Raw genomic sequence first — 19051 nt, forward strand, 5'->3', positions numbered from 1 at the left:
CTCCCGTGAACCGATCGCGGGTTCGCGGACACTACGAAGTGTGGATGATGACGACGCCGGGCTGTGGGACCGGGTGCGCCAGGGGGACGAACTTGCGCTCGCCGCGCTGTTCGATCGGTTCGAGGGGCGGTTGTTCCGGCACGCCTCGCGGTTGCTGACCCATCGGGAGGACGCGAAGGATGCCGTGACGGTCGCCTTCTTCGAGCTGTGGCGCAAGCGGGCGACGGTGCGACTGGTCGACGGGTCGCCGCTGCCGTGGCTGCTCACGACCGTGGCGCACTGCGCACGCAATCTCGAGCGCTCGAGCCGGCGGTACCGAGCGCTCCTGGACCGAGCGCCGGTGGCCGAGCCGCGGGCGGTGCACGGGCACGACGACAGCGGCGTGATGGAGGCGTTGAGACGTCTGCCGGAGCGCGAGCAGGCGGTGGTGGTGCTGTCGGTGCTGGAGGGCTACTCGGAGCGGGAGGTCGCTCAGGCCCTCGGGATCCCGGCCGGAACGGTGAAGTCGCGGCTGGCCCGCGCCAAGGCGAAGTTGCGCGATGAGCTCGCGCTGGAAGGGGCACGGGCATGAACGACGAACTGACGCCCTCCGAGCGCGCCGCCCTGCGCGCGCGCATCGTGGGCGGAGCCCGCGGGATCAAGCCCGTCGGGGTGCACCGCAACGCGGTCGTCTCCGGGTCGATCGCGGCCGTGCTGGTGATCGGCATCGCCGGGGGAGTGGCGGTGACGTCGACCCTCGGCGCGGCGCAGATCGCGACGACGCCGTCACCGACGGCGACGGTGTCGGTGATCGACCCTCTGCCCTCGCCGAGCCCGAGCGCGCCGACGGCGACGCCTTCCGCACCGCCGGAGGCGGCTGTCGTGCTCGATGGCGACTGTACGGAGCTGCTCGACGCCGACGAGGCCGACGCATTCGTCCGGGGAGCGGTCGCGTCGCCCTTCGTCAACAGCATCCGTTCGACGCCGCCTCGGCAGAACGACACCCTGGGACTGCTGGGCGGGTTGTCGTGCGTGTGGTCGACCGACCAGGACGGCTTCAGCGTGACAGTACTTCCGAGTGCGGTGGTGCCCGCCGGCGTCATGGACGCGTGGCGCGCCGACGAGCGATGCGAGCCCGGCCAATTGTGCCTCGCCGAGAAGACGATCGGTGACCTGTGGATCGGCGTGAACTGGTGGGACCCGGGGTACAACCTCGAGCCGTCGCCCGAGGTCTCCGCGGCGGTGGATCGCGTGCGCGCGGCGTCGGAAGACGTGCTCTCCCTGGTGGAGACGCGCCTCGCGGGCGCTGTCGGCGTTCCCCGCGCCGAAGTGACCGGGCAGCCCCTCCCGGCGTGCAGAGACTTCGACGCGCTCGTGTCCGACTGGGCGGGCGCCGACGTCGAGGAGGGATACCCCAGCGACACCGTCCCCTCGGGACCGGTCTGGGACATCGGCGTCTCCACGGGGGTCGTCCGCTTCTGCGGCTGGTCGTCGTATCCGTCTGACGACACCGGGCGAGCCCTCGCTCTCGGCTCCTACACGCAGCCGCTGCTGGGCGCGCCCTCCGCGGACGATCTCGAAGAGCGCGGCATGCGAGCGATCGAGATCCCGGGAACGTCGGCCGCCTGGATCGAGGACGACGCAGAGAACGGGGGCGCGGTCACGATCATCGCCGTGGTCGGGGAGACCAGGCTCACCGTGTTCGGGGGCGGGAGGGAGACCGGCGAGTGGGTCGACCTCGTGTCGCGGCTCGCCGAAGACCCGGGCGTGCGGGGCTGAAGCGCCGGCATCCGCCCCGCCCTCCTGCGCGGCCTAGACTCGACTCTCGTGGTCACCCGTCTGTCGAACTACTTCCTCCGCACGCTCCGCGAAGACCCCTCGGATGCCGAGGTCACGAGCCACCGCCTGCTCGTGCGCGCCGGATACATCCGCCGCAACGCCCCGGGCATCTTCGCGTGGCTGCCACTCGGTCTGAAGGTCAAGGCCAAGATCGAGACGGTCGTGCGGGAGGAGATGGCGAACGCCGGCGCGTTCGAGGTGCACTTCCCGGCGCTGCTGCCGCGTGAGCCCTACGAGGTCACCGGCCGCTGGGAGGAGTACGGCGACGCGCTGTTCCGCCTGCAGGACCGCAAGGGCGCCGACTACCTCCTCGCTCCCACGCACGAGGAGATGTTCACCCTCCTGGTGAAGGACCTCTACTCGTCGTACAAGGACCTGCCGCTGACGATCTACCAGATCCAGGACAAGTACCGCGACGAGGCGCGCCCCCGCGCTGGCCTCCTGCGCGGCCGCGAGTTCACGATGAAGGACGCCTATTCGTTCGACGCGACGGATGCCGGCCTCGACGCGTCGTACCAGGCGCAGCGCGACGCCTACGAGCGCATCTTCACGCGCCTGGGCCTCGAGTACGTCATCGTCGCCGCCGACGCGGGCGCGATGGGCGGCTCGAAGTCGGAGGAGTTCCTGCACCCGACCCCCATCGGCGAGGACACGTTCGTGCGCTCCGCCGGCGGGTACGCCGCCAACGTCGAGGCCTTCACGACGGTCGCGCCGGAGTCGCTCCCGATCGACGGACAGCCGGATGCCGTCATCTTCGACTCCCCGAACACCCCCACGATCGCGACCCTCGTTGATCACGCCAACGCGCACCTCGAGGCCCCCGCCGCCGGCATCGCAGGCCCCGCCACCGCCGAGGCGACGCAGTGGACGGCCGCGCACACGCTCAAGAACGTGGTGCTCGCGCTCACCCACCTCGACGGCACGCGCGAGCTGGTCGTCGTGGGCCTTCCCGGCGATCGCGACGTCGACGACAAGCGCGTCGAAGTGGCGTTCGCCCCGGCCGAGGTCGAAGCCGCGACCGACGAGGACTTCGCGAAGAGCCCGCTGCTGGTCAAGGGCTACATCGGTCCCTGGTCGCCCACCGGCCCCGTGCTGGGCGAGGAGTCGGCGACGAAGATCCGCTACGTGCTCGACCCCCGCGTCGTCGACGGCACCGCGTGGATCACCGGCGCGAACGTCGATCAGAAGCACGTGCACTCCCTCGTGGCGGGCCGCGACTTCGTCGGCGACGGTTTCGTCGAGGTCGCCACCGTGCGCCCCGGCGACCCGGCCCCCGACGGCTCGGGCCCCGTGGAGCTGGCGCGCGGCATGGAGATCGGTCACGTCTTCCAGCTCGGTCGCAAGTACGCCGAGGCTCTGGGCCTGAAGGTGCTCGACGAGAACGGCAAGCTCGCCACCGTCACGATGGGCTCGTACGGCATCGGGGTCACCCGCATCCTCGCGATCATCGCCGAGCTCAACAACGACGCCAAGGGCCTCATCTGGCCCGCCTCGGTCGCCCCCTTCGACGTGCACGTCGTCGCGACGGGTCGGGATGCCGTGGCCTTCGATCTCGCCGCCTCCGTGTCCGCGCAGCTCGAGGCCGCCGGTCTCGACGTGCTGTATGACGACCGTCCCAAGGTCTCGCCGGGTGTGAAGTTCGGCGACGCCGAGCTCGTCGGCATCCCGCGAATCCTCATCGTCGGCCGCGGCGCGGCCGAGGGACAGGTGGAGCTGTGGGACCGCCGCACGGGCGAGCGCGACACCGTGTCGGTCGACGACGCTCTGGCGGCTCTGACGCGCTGAACTCCCACGCCCGTCCCCTCATCGCGAGACGGCATCCCGCCGACGGAACGGTTGCAGGCTGCAGCCGACGCGTCGGCGAGGTGCCGTCTCGCCGTGTCCGGAGGGTGTCGGGGGAGGGCGGTCAAGAGGCCGCGGGGCGCCCTCCGGGTCGATAGCGTGGATGCCATGATCTCCGCGCCCCGCCTGTCGCTCAGCGACGGTTCCACGATCCCCCAGCTCGGCGTCGGCACCTACAAGGTGCCCGCCGAGGTCACCGCCGACCTCGTCGAGGGAGCGATCGCCGCGGGCTACCGCCACATCGACACCGCGGCCCTCTACGGCAACGAGGCCGAGGTGGGCGAAGGGCTGCGGGCGTCGGGCGTCGCCCGCGACGAGGTGTTCGTCACGACGAAGGTCTGGAACGACGACCAGGGCTTCGATCAGACGCTGCGCGCATTCGACGCGAGCGCGGAGAAGCTCGGGCTCGAGCGGGTCGACCTGTACCTCATCCACTGGCCGATCCCGAGCGCCGACCGCTACGTCGACACGTGGAGGGCGCTGCTGCGGTTGCAGCAAGAGGGGCGCGCCACCTCGATCGGGGTGAGCAACTTCTCGGTGCCGCACCTCGAGCGCCTGCGCGACGAGACCGGGGTGCTCCCGGCGGTCAATCAGGTCGAGCTGCACCCCCGCTTCCCGCAGAACGAGCTCGTGGCGTGGCACGCCGCCCACGGCATCGTCACCGAGGCGTGGGCGCCCCTCGCGCGCGGGGGGCTGCTCGACGAGCCGGTCCTGGCCCGCATCGCCGAGAAGTACGGCAAGACGCCGGCGCAGGTCGTCATCCGCTGGCACCTCGATCGCGACCTCGTCGTGTTCCCGAAGTCGGTGTCGCTTGATCGCATCCGCGAGAACGGCGACGTGTTCGACTTCACCCTCGACGCCGACGACCACGCGCAGATCGCGACGCTGGACACGGCGGAGCGTACCGGCCGCAACCCCGACCTCGACTGAGGCGGGCCACGTCGGCGTCCTCGTCCGTCGGGCGTCGCGTGCGAGAACCGCGCGGGGGGGACTCGGCCGCCGCGAGAGGCGAGGGCCGGCTCTCAGGCGTCGAGACGGGCGTAACGCGCGCGGAAAATCGTGAACACGCCGTAGGCGAGGAAGCCGAGGCCGACCAGGCATGCCAGAACGGGGCCGGCGGGCAGCGCGATCACGGCTGAGACGGCACCGTCGAGTCCCCCCGCCGTGTCGGGCTCGACGGTGATGGCGGCGACGACGAGCAGGGCCCCGATGATCAGCAGCGCCAGCCCCTTCGTCACGAATCCCACCACCCCGAGCGCCGTGAGGGCGAAGCCGAGGGGGCCGTCGGGCGTGCGCACCTTGGAGTGGAACGAGCGGCGCACCCCCATCCACGCGAAGCCGACGCCGACGGCGGCCACCACCGCTCCCACGGCGCCGAGCACGAATCCGCCCACCGACCACGTCAGCACCCCTTCGCTGAGGTTCTCCGCGGCCTGCTCGGCGTGAGGGCGCGAGCCGAGGGCGACGGATGCCGAGACGAGCCCGACCGCGACGAAGACCACGCCCTGCGGCGCCTCGGTGAGGATGCGGCCGATCCGGCGCCACACCGTGAGGCGGCGTGGCGCGAACGCCTGCAGCAGGTGCCACCCGCCGAGGGCGACGAGCCCCACCGCCAGGGCCCACAGCGCGGCCGCGCCCAGCGGCGCCGCCGCGAGGGCGCGGAACGCCCCGGTCTGATCACTGTCCTCCTGGGCGCCGAGGCCCACCGCGATCACGAGCCCGCCGATGAGCAGGTGCAGGATGCCGTTGGCGCCGTAGCCCGCGCGCGCGGCGACGCGGAACGCGGGGTTCGCCGCGGCGTCACGGGCGGCGGTGCGGGCGGAGGTCGGCATCCCGCCACCGTATGCCGTCGCGGGGGAGGCGGCGACCGGCCCGAGGCGCGTGCCGGCGATGCCTATCATGGCCTGATGCCCGCCACCCGCCGACCGCACGCGCGACGGTGGAACGCCCTCCCCGCCCTCGTGCGCAACGCCCCTCCGCGCGTGCTGCTCGTGATCGGTGCGATCGTGGTGGCGCTCGGTGTGCTGATCGTCTCGCGACCCCTCACCTCGCTCGTGCTGCTGGGCGTCTACGTGGGGGCGAGCGCGGTCGTCATGGGCATCGTCGAGCTCGTCGGACGCCCGGCGAGCTGGTGGGCGCGATCGGTGTCGGCCGCGTGGATCCTCGCGGGCCTGGCGGTGCTCGTGTGGCTCGGACGCAGCCTCGAGCTGCTGCCGCCGGTGCTCGCGGTGCTGCTGGTGATCGGTGGCCTCGCCTCGATCGGCCGGGCCGTCAGTCGCGGGGGAGCGAGCGCACGCATCCTCGCGCTCTCGTGGGGCGTCGCGCAGATCGCCTTCGGCGTCCTCTCCTTCACCTGGCCCGACGTGACGGTGCTCGTGCTGGCCGTCGTGTTCGGCGTGCGCACGATCGTGTTCGGCCTGGGCGTGTTCTGGCGCGGGGCGGTCGGCATCCGTCGCCCGCGCGATCGCGCGGAGCCGTTCGACGCGCAGCGCGCCGTGCGGCGTCGGCGCGTGCGCGCCCGCTGGGCGGCGGCCGGGCGCTACGCCCTGTCCCTCGTGCTCGTGGCCACCGCGGCTGGAGGGTGGTGGCTCAACGACTGGCTCGATGCGGGCGCCCCCGTGGTCGACGCGTTCTACGACCCGCCGGCCGAGGTGCCGAGCGGACACGGTCGTCTCATCCGCTCCGACGCCTACCTCGGGCGCCTCCCCGAGAACGGCGACGTCACGCGGATGCTCTACACGACCCGGGATGCCGCCAACCGCCCCGCCGTGGCCAGCGCGCTCGTCATCGTGCCGAAGGATCTGCCGCCGGGTCCGCGCCCCGTCATCGTCTGGAACCACGGCACGACGGGTGTGGCCCAGGGGTGCGCCCCGAGCCTGCGCGACGCGTCTGCGACGAAGTGGTCGATCCCCGCGCTCGAGCAGGCGCTCAAGGCCGGGTGGGTCGTGGTCGCCTCCGACTTCTCGGGCCAGGGCGCCCCCGGCGCGTATCCGTACCTGATCGGAAAGGGAGAGGCCCGGTCGTCGCTCGACGCCGTCCTGGCCGCGAGCGAACTTCGCACCGATCTCACCCTCTCGCCCGACACCGTGGTGTGGGGGCATTCGCAGGGTGGCCACGCGGCCCTGTGGACCACCGCGATCGCCGAGGACTACGCGCCCGGCATCGACGTGCTGGGCACCGCGGTGGTGGCCCCCGTCGCCGACCCGCCCGCGCTGGCGCGCGAGCTGCTGTCGGGACCCCCGAACGCGATGCTGTCGGTCATCACGTCGTGGGTGCTCGTGCCGTATTCCGAGACCTACGCCGACGTGCATCTCGACGACTACATCGCCGAAGGATCCCGCTCGATCGTGCTCGAGATGACCCAGCGGTGCCCCAGCGAGCCCGGCGTGGTCGTCTCGGTGCTCACCGCCCTCGGGGTGAGCGAGGACCGCCCGCTCTACAACGCCGACCTCACCGACGGCGCGCTCGGCCGCCGCCTCGCCGAGAACGCGATGACCGAGCCGCTCGGCACCCCGATGCTCGTCGCATGGGGCGCGGATGACGAGGTCATCCCGCCCAAGCTGCAGCGCGACTACGTGCAGGAGCTGTGCGCCGAAGGGCAGGCGGTGCGGTGGGCGACCTACGCCGGCTACGACCATCTGCGCCCGATCCTGCCCAAGTCGCGCTTCCTGCCCGTGCTGTACAGCTGGACGAAGAACCTCATCGAGGGTCGCGACCAGGTCGTCGACGGGTGCGGGCTGCGCTGATCCCCGGCGGGAGACGTGCGGCGTTCGGGTGAAGATCGTGTGTCGATTCCGATCCGCCTTGGCAGTGCGGGGTCGACCTGCGTACGGTCGGAACGTGCCCGACAACACCCCTGAGCTGCGTCCGACTCACCCCCTGGCCCTCGCGCCCGTCGTCGCCCCTGCGGCATCCGTCGACGGCTTCGCGAAACAGTTCCTGCAGAACCTCAACTTCGACCAGGGCGTGACGCTGTCGACCTCCGACGTCAACGATCAGTACCTGGCCCTCGCGTACACGGTGCGCGACTACCTCATGGCGCGATGGTTCGACGACCGCGCGCAGCAGAAGGCGCAGCAGAACAAGACCGTCTGCTACCTCTCGGCCGAATACCTGCTGGGTCGTCAGCTCGACAACAACCTCCTCGCGGCGCGTCTGACCGACATCGCCACCGAGGCGCTCGCGCAGTGCGGCATCGACATCGACGACCTGCGCCAGGTCGAGATCGAACCGGGCCTGGGCAACGGTGGCCTGGGCCGTCTCGCCGCGTGCTTCGTGGACTCGCTCGCGACCATGAGCATCCCCGCCATCGGCTACGGCATCCGATACGAGTACGGCATCTTCCGCCAGGCCTTCGCCGACGGTCAGCAGATCGAGCAGCCCGACGCCTGGCTGCGCATGGGATCGCCGTGGGACTTCGCCCACCCCGAGGCCGCACAGACCATCTCGTTCGCGGGCACCACCGAGACCTACGACGACGAGGGCGTCGAGCGCACCCGCTGGGTGCCCGAGTGGAACGTGCTCGCGGTGCCCTACAACATGATGGTCCCCGGATATCACAACGGCCGCGTCAACACCCTGCGCCTGTGGCGCGCGGTTGCCACGAACGCGTTCGACCTGCACACCTTCAACTCCGGCGACTACGTCGAGTCGGTGCGCGCGCAGACCTTCGCCGAGAACATCTCCAAGGTGCTCTATCCCGAGGACTCCACGCCCCAGGGCAAGGAGCTGCGCCTGCAGCAGCAGTACTTCTTCGTCGCGGCATCCATCGCCGACTTCATCGAGAACGTCCTGCCCGAGGACTTCGATCTCGAGAACCTGCCCGAGCGCGTGATCTTCCAGCTCAACGACACGCACCCCGTCATCGGCGTCCCCGAGCTCATGCGCGTGCTCGTCGACGAGAAGAAACTCGAGTGGGATGCCGCATGGGCGATCACGCAGAAGTGCTTCGCCTACACGTGCCACACGTTGCTGCCCGAGGCTCTCGAGGTGTGGTCGGTCGATCTGCTGGGCCGCCTGCTGCCGCGACACCTCGAGATCATCTACCGCATCAACGACGAGTTCCTGCTCGAGGTGCGCGAGCGCTTCGGCGACGACGAGATGCTCATCCGCAACATGTCGATCATCGGTGAGCACCCCTCCCGTTCCGTGCGCATGGCCTACCTCGCCACGGTCGCCGGCTCGAAGGTCAACGGCGTCGCCGAACTGCATTCGCAGCTGCTGCGCGACAACGTGCTGAAGGACTTCGCCACGATGTGGCCCGACAAGTTCACCAACGTCACCAACGGCGTCACGCCCCGTCGCTTCCTGCGCCTGGCGAACCCCGACCTCTCGGCCCTCATCACCGAGGCGCTCGGCGCCGGGTGGACCGTCGACCTCGAGCGCCTGCGGGGTCTGGAGGCCCTGGCCGACGACGCCGACTTCCGCGAGCGGTTCGCGGCCGTGAAGGCGTCGAACAAGCGTCGGCTCAGTCGCGTGCTCGAGGCGCGCGGAGAGACCCCGCTGTCGGACGACCACCTCATCGACGTCATGATCAAGCGCCTGCACGAGTACAAGCGGCAGACGCTCAAGGTGCTGCACATCGTCAGCACCTACGAGGGCATCGTCACCGGCCGGCTCGACGTGGATGCCGTGCAGCCCCGCACCTTCCTCTTCGGCGCGAAGGCCGCTCCGGGCTACGGCATGGCCAAGCGCATCATCCACCTCATCAACGCCGTCGGCGAGGTCGTCAGCGCCGACGAGCGCGTGCAGGGCAAGCTCAAGGTCCTCTACCCGGCGAACTACAACGTCACCCTCGCCGAGAGCATCATCCCCGCGGCCGACCTGTCGGAGCAGATCTCGCTCGCCGGCAAGGAGGCGTCGGGCACCGGCAACATGAAGCTCGCCCTCAACGGCGCCCTGACCATCGGCACGGACGACGGCGCGAACGTCGAGATCCGGAAGCTCGTCGGCGACGACAACTTCTTCCTGTTCGGGATGAGCGAGCCCGAGGTCGAGGCGCTCTGGGCCGACGGCTACCGTCCCGCCGAGTTCTACCAGCGCGACGAGCGGCTGCGCAGCGCCATCGATCTCATCGCGTCGGGAGCCTTCTCCGACGGCGACCGAACGGTCTTCGAGCCGCTGGTGTCGAACCTCCTCTACGAGGACCGGTTCATGGCGCTCGCCGACTTCTCGTCCTACCTCGACGCACAGGAGCGCGTCGACGCCGCCTACGCGGACCAGGACGGGTGGGTGCGTTCGGCGATCCTCAACGTCGCGCGCAGCGGCTACTTCTCCTCCGACCGCGCGATGCGCGACTACCTCGACCGCATCTGGCACGCCACCCCGGTGAGCTGACGCGGTCTCCGGATGCCGCGACCCGGGCGCTCGCCCGGGGTCGCGGCATCCGTCGTCCTGCCGCCGGAACGCGGGCCGGTGACGGCCGCGGTGCGTGCATGACTCCGGAATCTCGGATGCCGCGCGGCACGCGCACCGCGGAATTGCGCAGGCGTCGCGGCGCGCGGCGCCGTTTTTCCTGAGTTGTGCACCCACGCTGGCGGGAAGGCTGCGAAGGCTGGCCGACCGGCGACGGCGCCGAGGGGTCGACCTGGGCGAGAGTGGGAGTCCACTCGATCCCGGAGGCCCCGTGCGCATCAGCGACTTCCCCGCACCCGACACCCTCGCCGCCCGCGGTGCCCTCGCGCTCGCCCGGCAGTACCAGTCGCCCGCGATCACGGCGCACGGGCTGCGGTCGTGGCTGTGGGCGGAGGCGTTCGCCCGCGTCGACGGCATCACCGGGATCGACCACGAGCTGCTCTACGTCGCCGCCGTGCTGCACGACATCGGCACGGTCACGGAGTTCGACAACCACACGATCTCCTACGAGCACGCCGGTGGACACGTCGGCGTGGCCCTCACCGCCGGAGCCGGGTGGCCCGCGGAGCGTCGCGCCCGGGTGCTCGAGGTGATCGTGCGGCACAACTGGCCGCACGTCGACGTGGAGAGGGATGCCGAGGGCCACCTGCTCGAGATCGCGACCGGTCTCGACATCTCGGGGGCCCGCCCCGACGCGCTGCCCAAGGACTTCCGCCGCGAGGTGCTCGCGGCTCACCCGCGCGGAGCCCTCGCCGAGGAGTTCGGCGCATGCGTTCGCGACCAGGCCGCGCGCAAGCCCGACACCGCCGCGCGGCGCCTGGTCGACGGGGGAGTAGTGGCCAAGCTCGCCGCGAATCCGCTCGAGCGGCTCTGAGGGCGGCGGAGTCGAACCGACACGATGCGGGAGGATCGGCGAGACCGCCCGTGGCCGCGCGACGCGCCATTCCTCCTGCGCTCTCCTGCGTCGTGTCGCCGAGCGCGACGGAGCAGCCTCGGAGATCCGCTGCGCGACGGTGCCGGGTATCGCTCCGCAGGTCGCGAGCGGGGTGGCATCCCGGGTATCGTAGGAGGGTTGTCGGCGCCGGTCGCGTCGACGAAAGCTGAACAACGGAGGGCCTTGTGGACATCGATCTCGCACTTCTGAAGACGATCGAACGCGAGAAGGAGATCCCCTTCGACGAACTCGCGCGCATCATCGAGCAGGCGATCCTGACCGCCTACGCCAAGCACATCTCGCCGTCCGGCGAGATCCCGGCCGGGGCGCGGGCCTCGCTCGACCGCAAGACCGGTCACGTGGGCATCTTCACCCCCGTCACCGACGACGAGGGCGCCGTCATCGGCGAAGAGGAGCAGGCTCCCGACGACTTCGGTCGCATCGCCGCCTTCGCCGCCAAGCAGGTCATCAGCCAGCGTCTGCGCGACATCGCCGACGACGCGGTGCTCGGGGAGTTCCGCGGCAAGGAGGGCGACATCGTCGCCGGAGTCGTGCAGCAGGGCCCCAACCCCCGCATGGTGCACGTCGACCTCGGCACGGTCGAGGCGATCCTCCCGCCCGAGGAGCAGGTTCCGGGCGAGACCTATTCGCACGGCTCGCGCCTGCGCGTGTACGTCACGAGCGTCGCGAAGGGCAACAAGGGCCCGCAGATCACCGTGTCGCGCACGCACCCGGGTCTCGTGCGCAAGCTGTTCGCCCTCGAGGTGCCCGAGATCGCCGCGGGCCTGGTCGAGATCGTCTCGCTCGCCCGCGAGGCCGGCCACCGTTCCAAGATCGCCGTCAAGGCCAACGATCCGACGGTGAACGCCAAGGGCGCCTGCATCGGAGAGCTCGGTCGCCGCGTGCGCGCGGTCACCGAGGAGCTCGCCGGCGAGAAGATCGACATCATCGACTACGACGCGGAGCTGCCGCGCTTCGTCGCCAACGCGCTGTCTCCGGCGAAGGTCACGTCGTCCTTCGTGCTCGACGCCTCGACCAAGGCCGTCCGCGCACTGGTGCCCGACTACCAGCTGTCGCTGGCGATCGGCAAGGAGGGCCAGAACGCCCGCCTCGCCGCCAAGCTGACCGGCGCGAAGATCGACATCCAGCCGGACAGCATCCTCGAAGACAACTGAGCGTCCGTCGCTGAGCCGACGGCGAGGTGTACGATGGAACCAGTACGAACGTGCGTCGGATGCCGCGCACGCGCCCCCCGGTCCTCGCTTCTGCGTGTGGTCGCCCAGGGATCGATCCTCGTCGCTGACGAGCGAGCGGTTCTGCCGGGACGGGGAGCGTGGGTGCACGAGACGGACGCGTGCGTGAGAAAAGCTCTCGCGCGTCGCGCCTTCGTACGAGCATTGCGTGTGTCAGGCCCGCTTGACACGCAGACCTTCGAATCAACCCTCCAGCGAAAAGGCTGAACGGCTATGGACACGAAGTGAACGGCTCGAAATGAGACCCGTCCGCAACTAGCGGTCTGCCCTGTCCGGGGTAGGCCCTCAGACAGGAGAATTGTGGCAAAACCACGCGTGCACGAGATCGCTTCCGAGCTCGGCGTCGACAGCAAGGTCGCGCTTGCGAAGCTGAAGGAGCTCGGCGAATTCGTCAAGAGCCCCTCATCCACCATCGAACCCCCGGTGGCCCGTAAGCTCCGCGCCGCCCTCGCGGCCGAAGGCTCGTCGGGATCCTCGGATGCCAAGCCCGCCGCCCCGTCGGCGCGCCCGGCATCGGGTGCCCGTCCCGGTCCCGCGCGTCCCGCGGCGACCCCCGGCGCCCGTCCCTCCGGCCCGACCCCCGGCCCCGCCAAGCCCGCCGCTCCGGCGGCTCCCGAGGCCGCCCCGGCTCCCGCGGCATCCGCCCCGGCCGCCTCGGCTCCCGCGGCGTCGACCCCCGCTCCCGCTGCACCGGCCAAGCCCGGCGCGAAGCCCGCGGCTCCGTCGGCGGCTCCCGCTCCCGGTGCCGGTGCCGGTGCCGGTGCGCCCAAGCCCGGCCCCAGCTCGCCCCCGCGCCCCGGTGGCGCGCGTCCGGGCAACAACCCCTTCGCCTCGTCGCAGGGCATGGGCCAGCGTCCCGCCGGTCCCCGTCCGGGCAACAACCCCTTCGCCTCGGCGCAGGGCATGGGCCAGCGCCCGACGCCCGGCAACATCCCGCGTCCCCAGGCTCCGCGCCCCGGCGCCCCGCGTCCCGGTGCTCCGCGCCCCGGTGGTGCCGGTCGTCCCGGCGGCGGCGGTCGTCCCGGCGCCCCGTTCCAGCAGCGTCCCGGCGGTCCCGGTCGTCCCGGCGGTGCCGGCGGCGGCTTCCAGCGCCCCGGTGGCGGCGCTCCCGGTGGCGGTTTCGCCGGTCGTCCCGGTGGCGGCGGTGGCCGTGGCCGTGGTCCCGGCGGTGGTACCGCGGGTGCCTTCGGTAAGGGCGGCGGCAAGTCGAAGCAGCGCAAGTCGCGTCGGGCGAAGCGGCAGGAATTCGAGATGCGGTCGGCGCCGGTCGTCGGCGGCGTCAACGTCTCGAAGGGCAACGGCGAGATCATCCGCCTGCGCCGCGGTGCCTCCATCGCCGATTTCGCCGACAAGCTCGAGGCGCTGCGCGGCTACACCGTGCAGCCCGGCACGCTCGTGACCATCCTGTTCAACCTGGGTGAGATGGCCACCGCGACCGAATCGCTCGACGAGGCCACCTTCGAGGTGCTCGGTGCCGAGCTCGGCTACAAGATCCAGATGGTCTCGCCCGAGGACGAAGACAAGGAGCTCCTCGAGGGCTTCGGTCTCGACCTCGATGCCGAGCTCGAGGCCGAGAGCGAGGACGATCTCGAGATCCGTCCTCCCGTGGTCACCGTCATGGGTCACGTCGACCACGGTAAGACGCGACTGCTCGACGCCATCCGCCAGACCAACGTGGTCGCGGGCGAGGCCGGCGGCATCACGCAGCACATCGGTGCGTACCAGATCTGGACCGAGCACGAGGGCATCGAGCGCGCGATCACCTTCATCGACACCCCGGGTCACGAGGCGTTCACCGCCATGCGTGCCCGTGGTGCGCAGGTGACCGACATCGCGATCCTCGTGGTCGCGGCCGACGACGGCATCATGCCCCAGACGGTCGAGGCGCTGAACCACGCCCAGGCGGCGAACGTGCCCATCGTGGTCGCGGTCAACAAGGTCGACAAGCCCGACGCCAACCCGGCCAAGGTGCGTCAGCAGCTCACCGAGTACGGTCTGGTCGCCGAGGAGTACGGCGGAGACGTCATGTTCGTCGACGTGTCGGCTCGTCAGAACCTCAACATCCAGGCTCTGTTGGATGCCGTGCTGCTCACCGCCGACGCGGGTCTGGACCTCACGGCCAACCCGAACAAGGCTGCTCGCGGTGTCGCGATCGAAGCGAAGCTCGACAAGGGTCGCGGTTCGGTCGCCACGGTGCTCATCCAGTCCGGAACCCTGCGCGTCGGCGACGCGATCGTCGCCGGCACGGCGTACGGCCGTGTCCGCGCGATGATGGACGAGAACGGCGAAGCGGTCGAAGAGGCCTACCCGTCGCGTCCCGTGCAGGTGCAGGGTCTGAACTCCGTGCCCCGCGCCGGTGACGTCTTCATCGTCACCGAGGAGGACCGCACCGCGCGTCAGATCGCCGAGAAGCGCGAAGCCGCCGAGCGCAACGCCCAGCTGGCCAAGGCCCGCAAGCGCATCTCGCTCGAGGACTTCACCCGTGCTCTCGAAGAGGGCAAGGTCGAGTCGCTCAACCTCATCATCAAGGGCGACGTGTCGGGTGCCGTCGAGGCGCTCGAGGAGTCGCTGCTCAAGATCGAGGTCGACGACAGCGTCCAGCTGCGCATCATCCACCGCGGTGTGGGTGCGATCACCGAGTCGGACATCAACCTGGCCACGATCGACAACGCGATCGTGATCGGCTTCAACGTCCGTCCGGATACGAAGGCCCGCGAGCGGGCCGCTCGCGAGGGTGTCGACGTGCGTTTCTACTCGGTCATCTACAACGCGATCGACGACGTCGAGCAGTCACTCAAGGGCCTGCTCAAGCCGGAGTTCGAAGAGGTGCAGTCGGGTGTCGCCGAGATCCGCGAGGTGTTCCGCTCCTCGAAGTTCGGCAACATCGCCGGTGTCATCGTGCGATCGGGAACGATCACGCGAAACGCCAAGGCTCGCGTCATCCGCGACGGTGTCGTGCTGGCCGATGGCCTCGCCATCGAGTCGCTGCGCCGCTTCAAGGACGACGTCACCGAGGTGCGGACGGACTTCGAGGCCGGTATCGGTCTCGGCAAGTTCAACGACATCCAGATCGGTGACGAGATCGAAACGACGGAAATGGTCGAGAAGCCGCGAGGCTGATCGTCAAGCGGGGGTCGCGCTGATGGGCGCGGCTCCCGCTTCGGCCTGCGGGGGTGTGCATTCCCCCGAGCAGAGCGGGGCCCCTACCCCGATGCTCGGAGGAATGCACACCCCCCTCCGGCCTACGCTGGGTGCAGCGTCGCCCAACGGGGCCCTCACCCGGCGATGAGCCGCGGGGCACTCGACTCGCGGCGGTATTGGAAGAAGGAGAAGGCGATGGCAGGGGAACGACAGGCACGGGTGGCGGACCGGATTCGCGTGGTGCTCGCGGAGCGGCTCGAGAAAGGGCTGCGCGACCCGCGGCTCGGGTTCGTGACCATCACCGACGTGCGGGTCACGGGTGACCTCCAGCACGCCTCGGTGTTCTACACCGTCATGGGTGACGAGGCGCACCGCGCCGACACCGCCGCGGCGTTGAAGTCCGCGACCGGCATGCTGCGCAGCGAGGTGGGCAAGAACCTCAACACCCGTCTGACGCCGTCGCTGGAGTTCATCCTCGACGGCATCCCCGAGAACGCCGACCACATCTCGGCGCTGCTGCGCGAGGCGCGCGAGCGCGACGAGTCGGTTGCGGGTCTCGCCGCTTCGGCCGCGTACGCGGGCGACGCCGACCCGTACGTCAAGCCGCGCGAAGACGACGAGGACGACCTCGACCAGGACGAGCTCGACGACGAGGACGAGGCCGCCCGGGCCTGAGCCCACGGTTCGCACGGCCGGATGCCGCCCCGAGGGCGTGGCATCCGGCCGTTCGTCGTTCTCCCCGTCGGTGCCGAGGTGTGGGGCGTGCCGTCGGGCGGAGTTCGTCGGCGGCGCGCCGTGGGGGAGGCGGGCCGGGCGGCGCGTCGGCCGTGGGATCCGCAGGACGGTGCGCTCGCGACGCGGGCGCGGGGGATTGCGGCCGGACGGCGGTGATCAGGATGCCGGGTGCCCCGGCAGGCGCAGGTGATCCTCGATCGCTTCGGCGAGGCCGTCGGCGATGAGCGAGTCGATCGCGCGGTCGCGCTGCGCGGCATCCGGCCAGGTCGGGAGGACGGCGAACAGCGGCACGGAGGCCGGCGCGGCGTCGCGGAGGGTCTTGAGAACGGCGCCGCGCGCCTGCCGATCGCTGCCCTCGTAGGTCGCCTGCTTGCGGCGCCGGTCCTCGGATGCCGGGTACCCGGCCGCCCGCCAGGCGCACTGCGCGGCCAGGGGGCACGCGTCGCACCGCGGCGATCGCGCCGTGCACACGAGGGCGCCGAGCTCCATGGCGGCGGCGTTCACGACCGCGGCGGCCGCGATGTCGGCGGGGAGCTCGGCATCCATCCGTTCCAGGTCGCGACGGTGCGGGGGGCCGGGCTGCGCACGACCCTCGACGGCTCGGGCGAGCACGCGCCGGGTGTTCGTGTCGACGACGGGATGCCGGTCGCCGTACGCGAAGACCGCCACCGCGCGCGCGGTGTAGTCGCCGATGCCGGTGAGGGCGAGCAGGGCGTCGACGTCGCGGGGGACGACGCCGTCGTGGCGGTCGCGGATCTCCACCGCCGCCCGGTGCAGCCAGAGGGCACGGCGCGGGTATCCGAGGTTCGCCCACTGGGTCACGGCGTCGCCCGGGGGAGAGGCGGCGAGGTCGGCCGGGGCGGGCCAGCGGGTCAGCCAGGCCTCGAGGTGAGGGATGACGCGGGCGACGGGGGTCTGCTGCAGCATGAACTCGCTCACGAGCGTGCCCCACGCTCCGAACCCGGGACGCCGCCACGGCAGGTCGCGCGCTGCGTCGCGATACCAGTCGATGAGCGGAGCGGCGAGTCCTGGCATCCGTCCAGCCTACGGTCGCGGACACGCGGCGGTGCCCTCCGCGGAGGGCCCGTTCGTGCGCGGATTTCTCGTCGCGGTGCCGAGGGGCATCCGGAGGGAGAGCGACGCCGGGGAGGGCGGGTGTCGGTGGGCGAAAGTAGGCTGGAGGCATGGCGTCGACCGAGAACACCGTCCCCGATCTGCAGCGGAGCCTGCGCGACCTGATGCGGCAGAACAACCGCGCGGGGCGCGTGGTCGTGGCGGTCGACGCGCTCGATCTCGGCGCGGCGATGGACTTCGCCGGCGAATTCGAGAAGGCGATCGTCGAAGAGGGCACGGCGGCGTTCCACGTCTCCGTCGCCGACGGGGCCCCGCAGGTCCGCGAGGCGGTGATCGGCCCCTTCCGTGCGGGTGAGTCCTTCGGCCCGGGGGACGTCGCGCCCGCCGATGCGGTCCTCGTGGTGTCGGGCCGCTTCCTGCACAATCCCGACGTGCGCGGGCTGTGGAACTTCTCGATCTGGCTCGAGAGCAACCCTCCCCTCGGTGCTCCGCGCCCGGAGCGTCCGGATGCCGAGAAGCACTACCTCGCCACGGCACGGCCGAAGGCGGCCGCGTCGGTCATCGTCGAGAACTCCGACCCCGCCCACCCCGTGCAGGTGTTCGGAGACTTCTGCTGATGGTGCGTCCCGGCATCCTCCTGGTCGACAAGCCGGGAGGCATCACCAGCCACGACGTGGTGTCCCGCGCGCGCAAGGCCCTCGGGACGCGCAAGATCGGCCACGCGGGCACCCTCGACCCCATGGCGACGGGCCTTCTCGTGCTCGGCGTCGAGGGCGCGACCCGGCTCCTCACCTATATCGTCGGCGCCGACAAGACGTACGAGGCCACCATCCTTCTCGGGGTGTCGACCGACAGCGACGACGCCGACGGGGTCGAGACCGCGCGGGCGGATGCCGACGCGGTCGAGGCCGTCGCCGATGAGGCGATCTCGGCGGGCATCGCCGCCCTCACCGGCGAGATCGACCAGGTTCCGAGCACGGTGTCGGCGATCAAGGTCGCCGGGCGGCGGGCGTACGACCTCGCGCGCGCGGGGGAGCAGGTCGAACTGACGTCCCGACGGGTCACGGTCTCGCGCTTCGACGTGCGCGCCACGCGCCGGGGAAACGGCACCATCGAGCTCGACGTCGTCGTGGACTGCACGAGCGGCACGTACATCCGCGCGCTCGCCCGTGATCTCGGCCGCGCTCTCGGCGTGGGCGGGCATCTGACGGCGCTCCGGCGCACCCGCATCGGGGCGTTCGACGTCGCGGCCGCGGCATCCGTCGACGACCTCTCCGAAGACGCGCTGCTCGCCCCGGCGACGGCAGCGGCGGTCGTGATGGGAGCGCTCGCGGTGGGCGCCGACGAGGCGCGCGATCTGCGCCACGGCAAGCGCATCGACGGCGGTGGGCGATTGACCGGCCCGGTCGCCGCCGCCATCGACCCCGATGGCCGTCTGGTCGGTGTCGTCGAGAAGCGCGGCACCCAGCTCAAGAGCGTCATGAACATGCCCGAGGAGGTTGCCCGATGATCCTGTGGTTCACCCTCGTGCAGGTGGGGCTCGCCGTGCTCGCGGGTCTCGTCGCGGTCGGCGCGGGGCTGATCGGCCGACGCCCCGGAGACGTCACCGTGGGCTCGCTCGCGCTCATCGAGCTGCTGCTCATCGTGCAGATCGTGGTCGCGATCATCGCGCCGTTCGCCGGCAATCCGCCCTCGGGCAGCCTGCTCGAGTTCTGGACCTACCTCGTGTCGGCGGCCCTCGTGCCGATCGCGGGCGTCGCGTGGGCGCTGCTCGAGCGCAGCCGGTGGAGCACCGTCGTGATGGGGGTCGCCGCCCTCGCGGTCGCCGTGATGGTGTGGCGCATGCACGTGATCTGGACGGTGCAGATCGCCTGAGGGATCAGGATGCCGTGGCCCGGGC

16 protein-coding genes are annotated in these 19051 nt (G+C 71.1%); 14 read left to right on the plus strand and 2 right to left on the minus strand.

All coding sequences use genetic code 11. From position 1 onward, the window contains the following. Nucleotides 1-40 precede the first annotated feature (40 nt). The 4 genes from Q0818_RS11955 (at nucleotide 41) to Q0818_RS11970 (ending at nucleotide 4590) form a co-directional block, all read left to right on the plus strand. Nucleotides 41-571, plus strand: a complete 531-nt coding sequence (locus tag Q0818_RS11955) for a sigma-70 family RNA polymerase sigma factor (protein WP_298874992.1) — start codon at nucleotides 41-43, stop codon at nucleotides 569-571. Then, complete coding sequence (locus Q0818_RS11960; protein ID WP_298874994.1) at nucleotides 568-1758, plus strand: hypothetical protein; 1191 nt, start codon at nucleotides 568-570, stop codon at nucleotides 1756-1758. The genes Q0818_RS11955 and Q0818_RS11960 overlap by 4 nt, the downstream gene beginning before the upstream one ends. A 48-nt stretch (nucleotides 1759-1806) precedes the next feature. Next, the gene (locus Q0818_RS11965; RefSeq protein WP_298874996.1) at nucleotides 1807-3603 is read left to right on the plus strand and encodes a proline--tRNA ligase; all 1797 of its coding nucleotides are present in this window, start codon (nucleotides 1807-1809) and stop codon (nucleotides 3601-3603) included. Between the two features lie 165 nt (nucleotides 3604-3768). Further along, entirely contained in the window at nucleotides 3769-4590 is an 822-nt protein-coding gene (locus Q0818_RS11970; RefSeq protein WP_298874999.1) for an aldo/keto reductase, read from the plus strand. Nucleotides 4591-4682: 92 nt separating this feature from the next. Here Q0818_RS11970 and Q0818_RS11975 read toward each other — a convergent pair whose 3' ends face one another. Next, nucleotides 4683-5492, minus strand: a complete 810-nt coding sequence (locus tag Q0818_RS11975; protein WP_298875002.1) for a DUF1206 domain-containing protein — start codon at nucleotides 5490-5492, stop codon at nucleotides 4683-4685. 75 nt (nucleotides 5493-5567) lie between these two features. Between Q0818_RS11975 and Q0818_RS11980 the strand changes: the two genes are divergently transcribed. The 7 genes from Q0818_RS11980 (at nucleotide 5568) to rbfA (ending at nucleotide 16017) form a co-directional block, all read left to right on the plus strand. Beyond that, a complete protein-coding gene (locus tag Q0818_RS11980) occupies nucleotides 5568-7406 on the plus strand; it encodes a lipase family protein (protein WP_298875004.1) in 1839 nt (612 codons plus the stop codon). Between the two features lie 94 nt (nucleotides 7407-7500). Next, a complete protein-coding gene (locus Q0818_RS11985; protein ID WP_298875006.1) occupies nucleotides 7501-9996 on the plus strand; it encodes a glycogen/starch/alpha-glucan phosphorylase in 2496 nt (831 codons plus the stop codon). 289 nt (nucleotides 9997-10285) lie between these two features. Beyond that, nucleotides 10286-10888, plus strand: coding sequence for an HD domain-containing protein (locus Q0818_RS11990; RefSeq protein WP_298875009.1), 603 nt, complete (start codon nucleotides 10286-10288; stop codon nucleotides 10886-10888). A gap of 245 nt (nucleotides 10889-11133) precedes the next feature. Then, the gene (gene nusA / locus Q0818_RS11995) at nucleotides 11134-12123 is read left to right on the plus strand and encodes a transcription termination factor NusA (RefSeq protein ID WP_298875012.1); all 990 of its coding nucleotides are present in this window, start codon (nucleotides 11134-11136) and stop codon (nucleotides 12121-12123) included. Nucleotides 12124-12156: 33 nt separating this feature from the next. After that, on the plus strand, nucleotides 12157-12408 hold the full coding sequence (locus Q0818_RS12000; protein ID WP_298875015.1) for a YlxR family protein: 252 nt from the start codon (nucleotides 12157-12159) through the stop codon (nucleotides 12406-12408). Between the two features lie 93 nt (nucleotides 12409-12501). After that, nucleotides 12502-15321: a translation initiation factor IF-2 gene (infB, locus tag Q0818_RS12005; protein ID WP_298875018.1), complete on the plus strand. Its 2820-nt coding sequence runs from the start codon at nucleotides 12502-12504 to the stop codon at nucleotides 15319-15321. Between the two features lie 216 nt (nucleotides 15322-15537). Beyond that, nucleotides 15538-16017 carry a 30S ribosome-binding factor RbfA gene (gene rbfA / locus Q0818_RS12010; protein WP_298875021.1) on the plus strand — a complete coding sequence of 160 codons (480 nt, stop codon included), beginning with the start codon at nucleotides 15538-15540 and terminating at the stop codon, nucleotides 16015-16017. Nucleotides 16018-16233: 216 nt separating this feature from the next. On the opposite strand, the gene Q0818_RS12015 is transcribed toward rbfA, so the two are convergent. Next, a complete protein-coding gene (locus Q0818_RS12015; protein WP_298875024.1) occupies nucleotides 16234-17112 on the minus strand; it encodes an A/G-specific adenine glycosylase in 879 nt (292 codons plus the stop codon). Nucleotides 17113-17261: 149 nt separating this feature from the next. Between Q0818_RS12015 and Q0818_RS12020 the strand changes: the two genes are divergently transcribed. The 3 genes from Q0818_RS12020 to Q0818_RS12030 are packed head-to-tail and all read left to right on the plus strand — an operon-like array spanning nucleotide 17262 to nucleotide 19026. Then, nucleotides 17262-17768 carry a hypothetical protein gene (locus Q0818_RS12020; RefSeq protein ID WP_298875027.1) on the plus strand — a complete coding sequence of 169 codons (507 nt, stop codon included), beginning with the start codon at nucleotides 17262-17264 and terminating at the stop codon, nucleotides 17766-17768. Continuing rightward, nucleotides 17768-18661 (plus strand): tRNA pseudouridine(55) synthase TruB, encoded by an 894-nt coding sequence (gene truB, locus Q0818_RS12025; protein WP_298875029.1) that lies wholly within the window; start codon nucleotides 17768-17770, stop codon nucleotides 18659-18661. The genes Q0818_RS12020 and truB overlap by 1 nt, the downstream gene beginning before the upstream one ends. Further along, nucleotides 18658-19026, plus strand: coding sequence for a hypothetical protein (locus tag Q0818_RS12030; RefSeq protein WP_136587889.1), 369 nt, complete (start codon nucleotides 18658-18660; stop codon nucleotides 19024-19026). The genes truB and Q0818_RS12030 overlap by 4 nt, the downstream gene beginning before the upstream one ends. The last annotated feature ends 25 nt before the right edge of the window (nucleotides 19027-19051 follow it).

The sequence above is a fragment of the uncultured Microbacterium sp. genome, from assembly GCF_947489255.1.
GTDB lineage: Bacteria > Actinomycetota > Actinomycetes > Actinomycetales > Microbacteriaceae > Microbacterium > Microbacterium phycohabitans.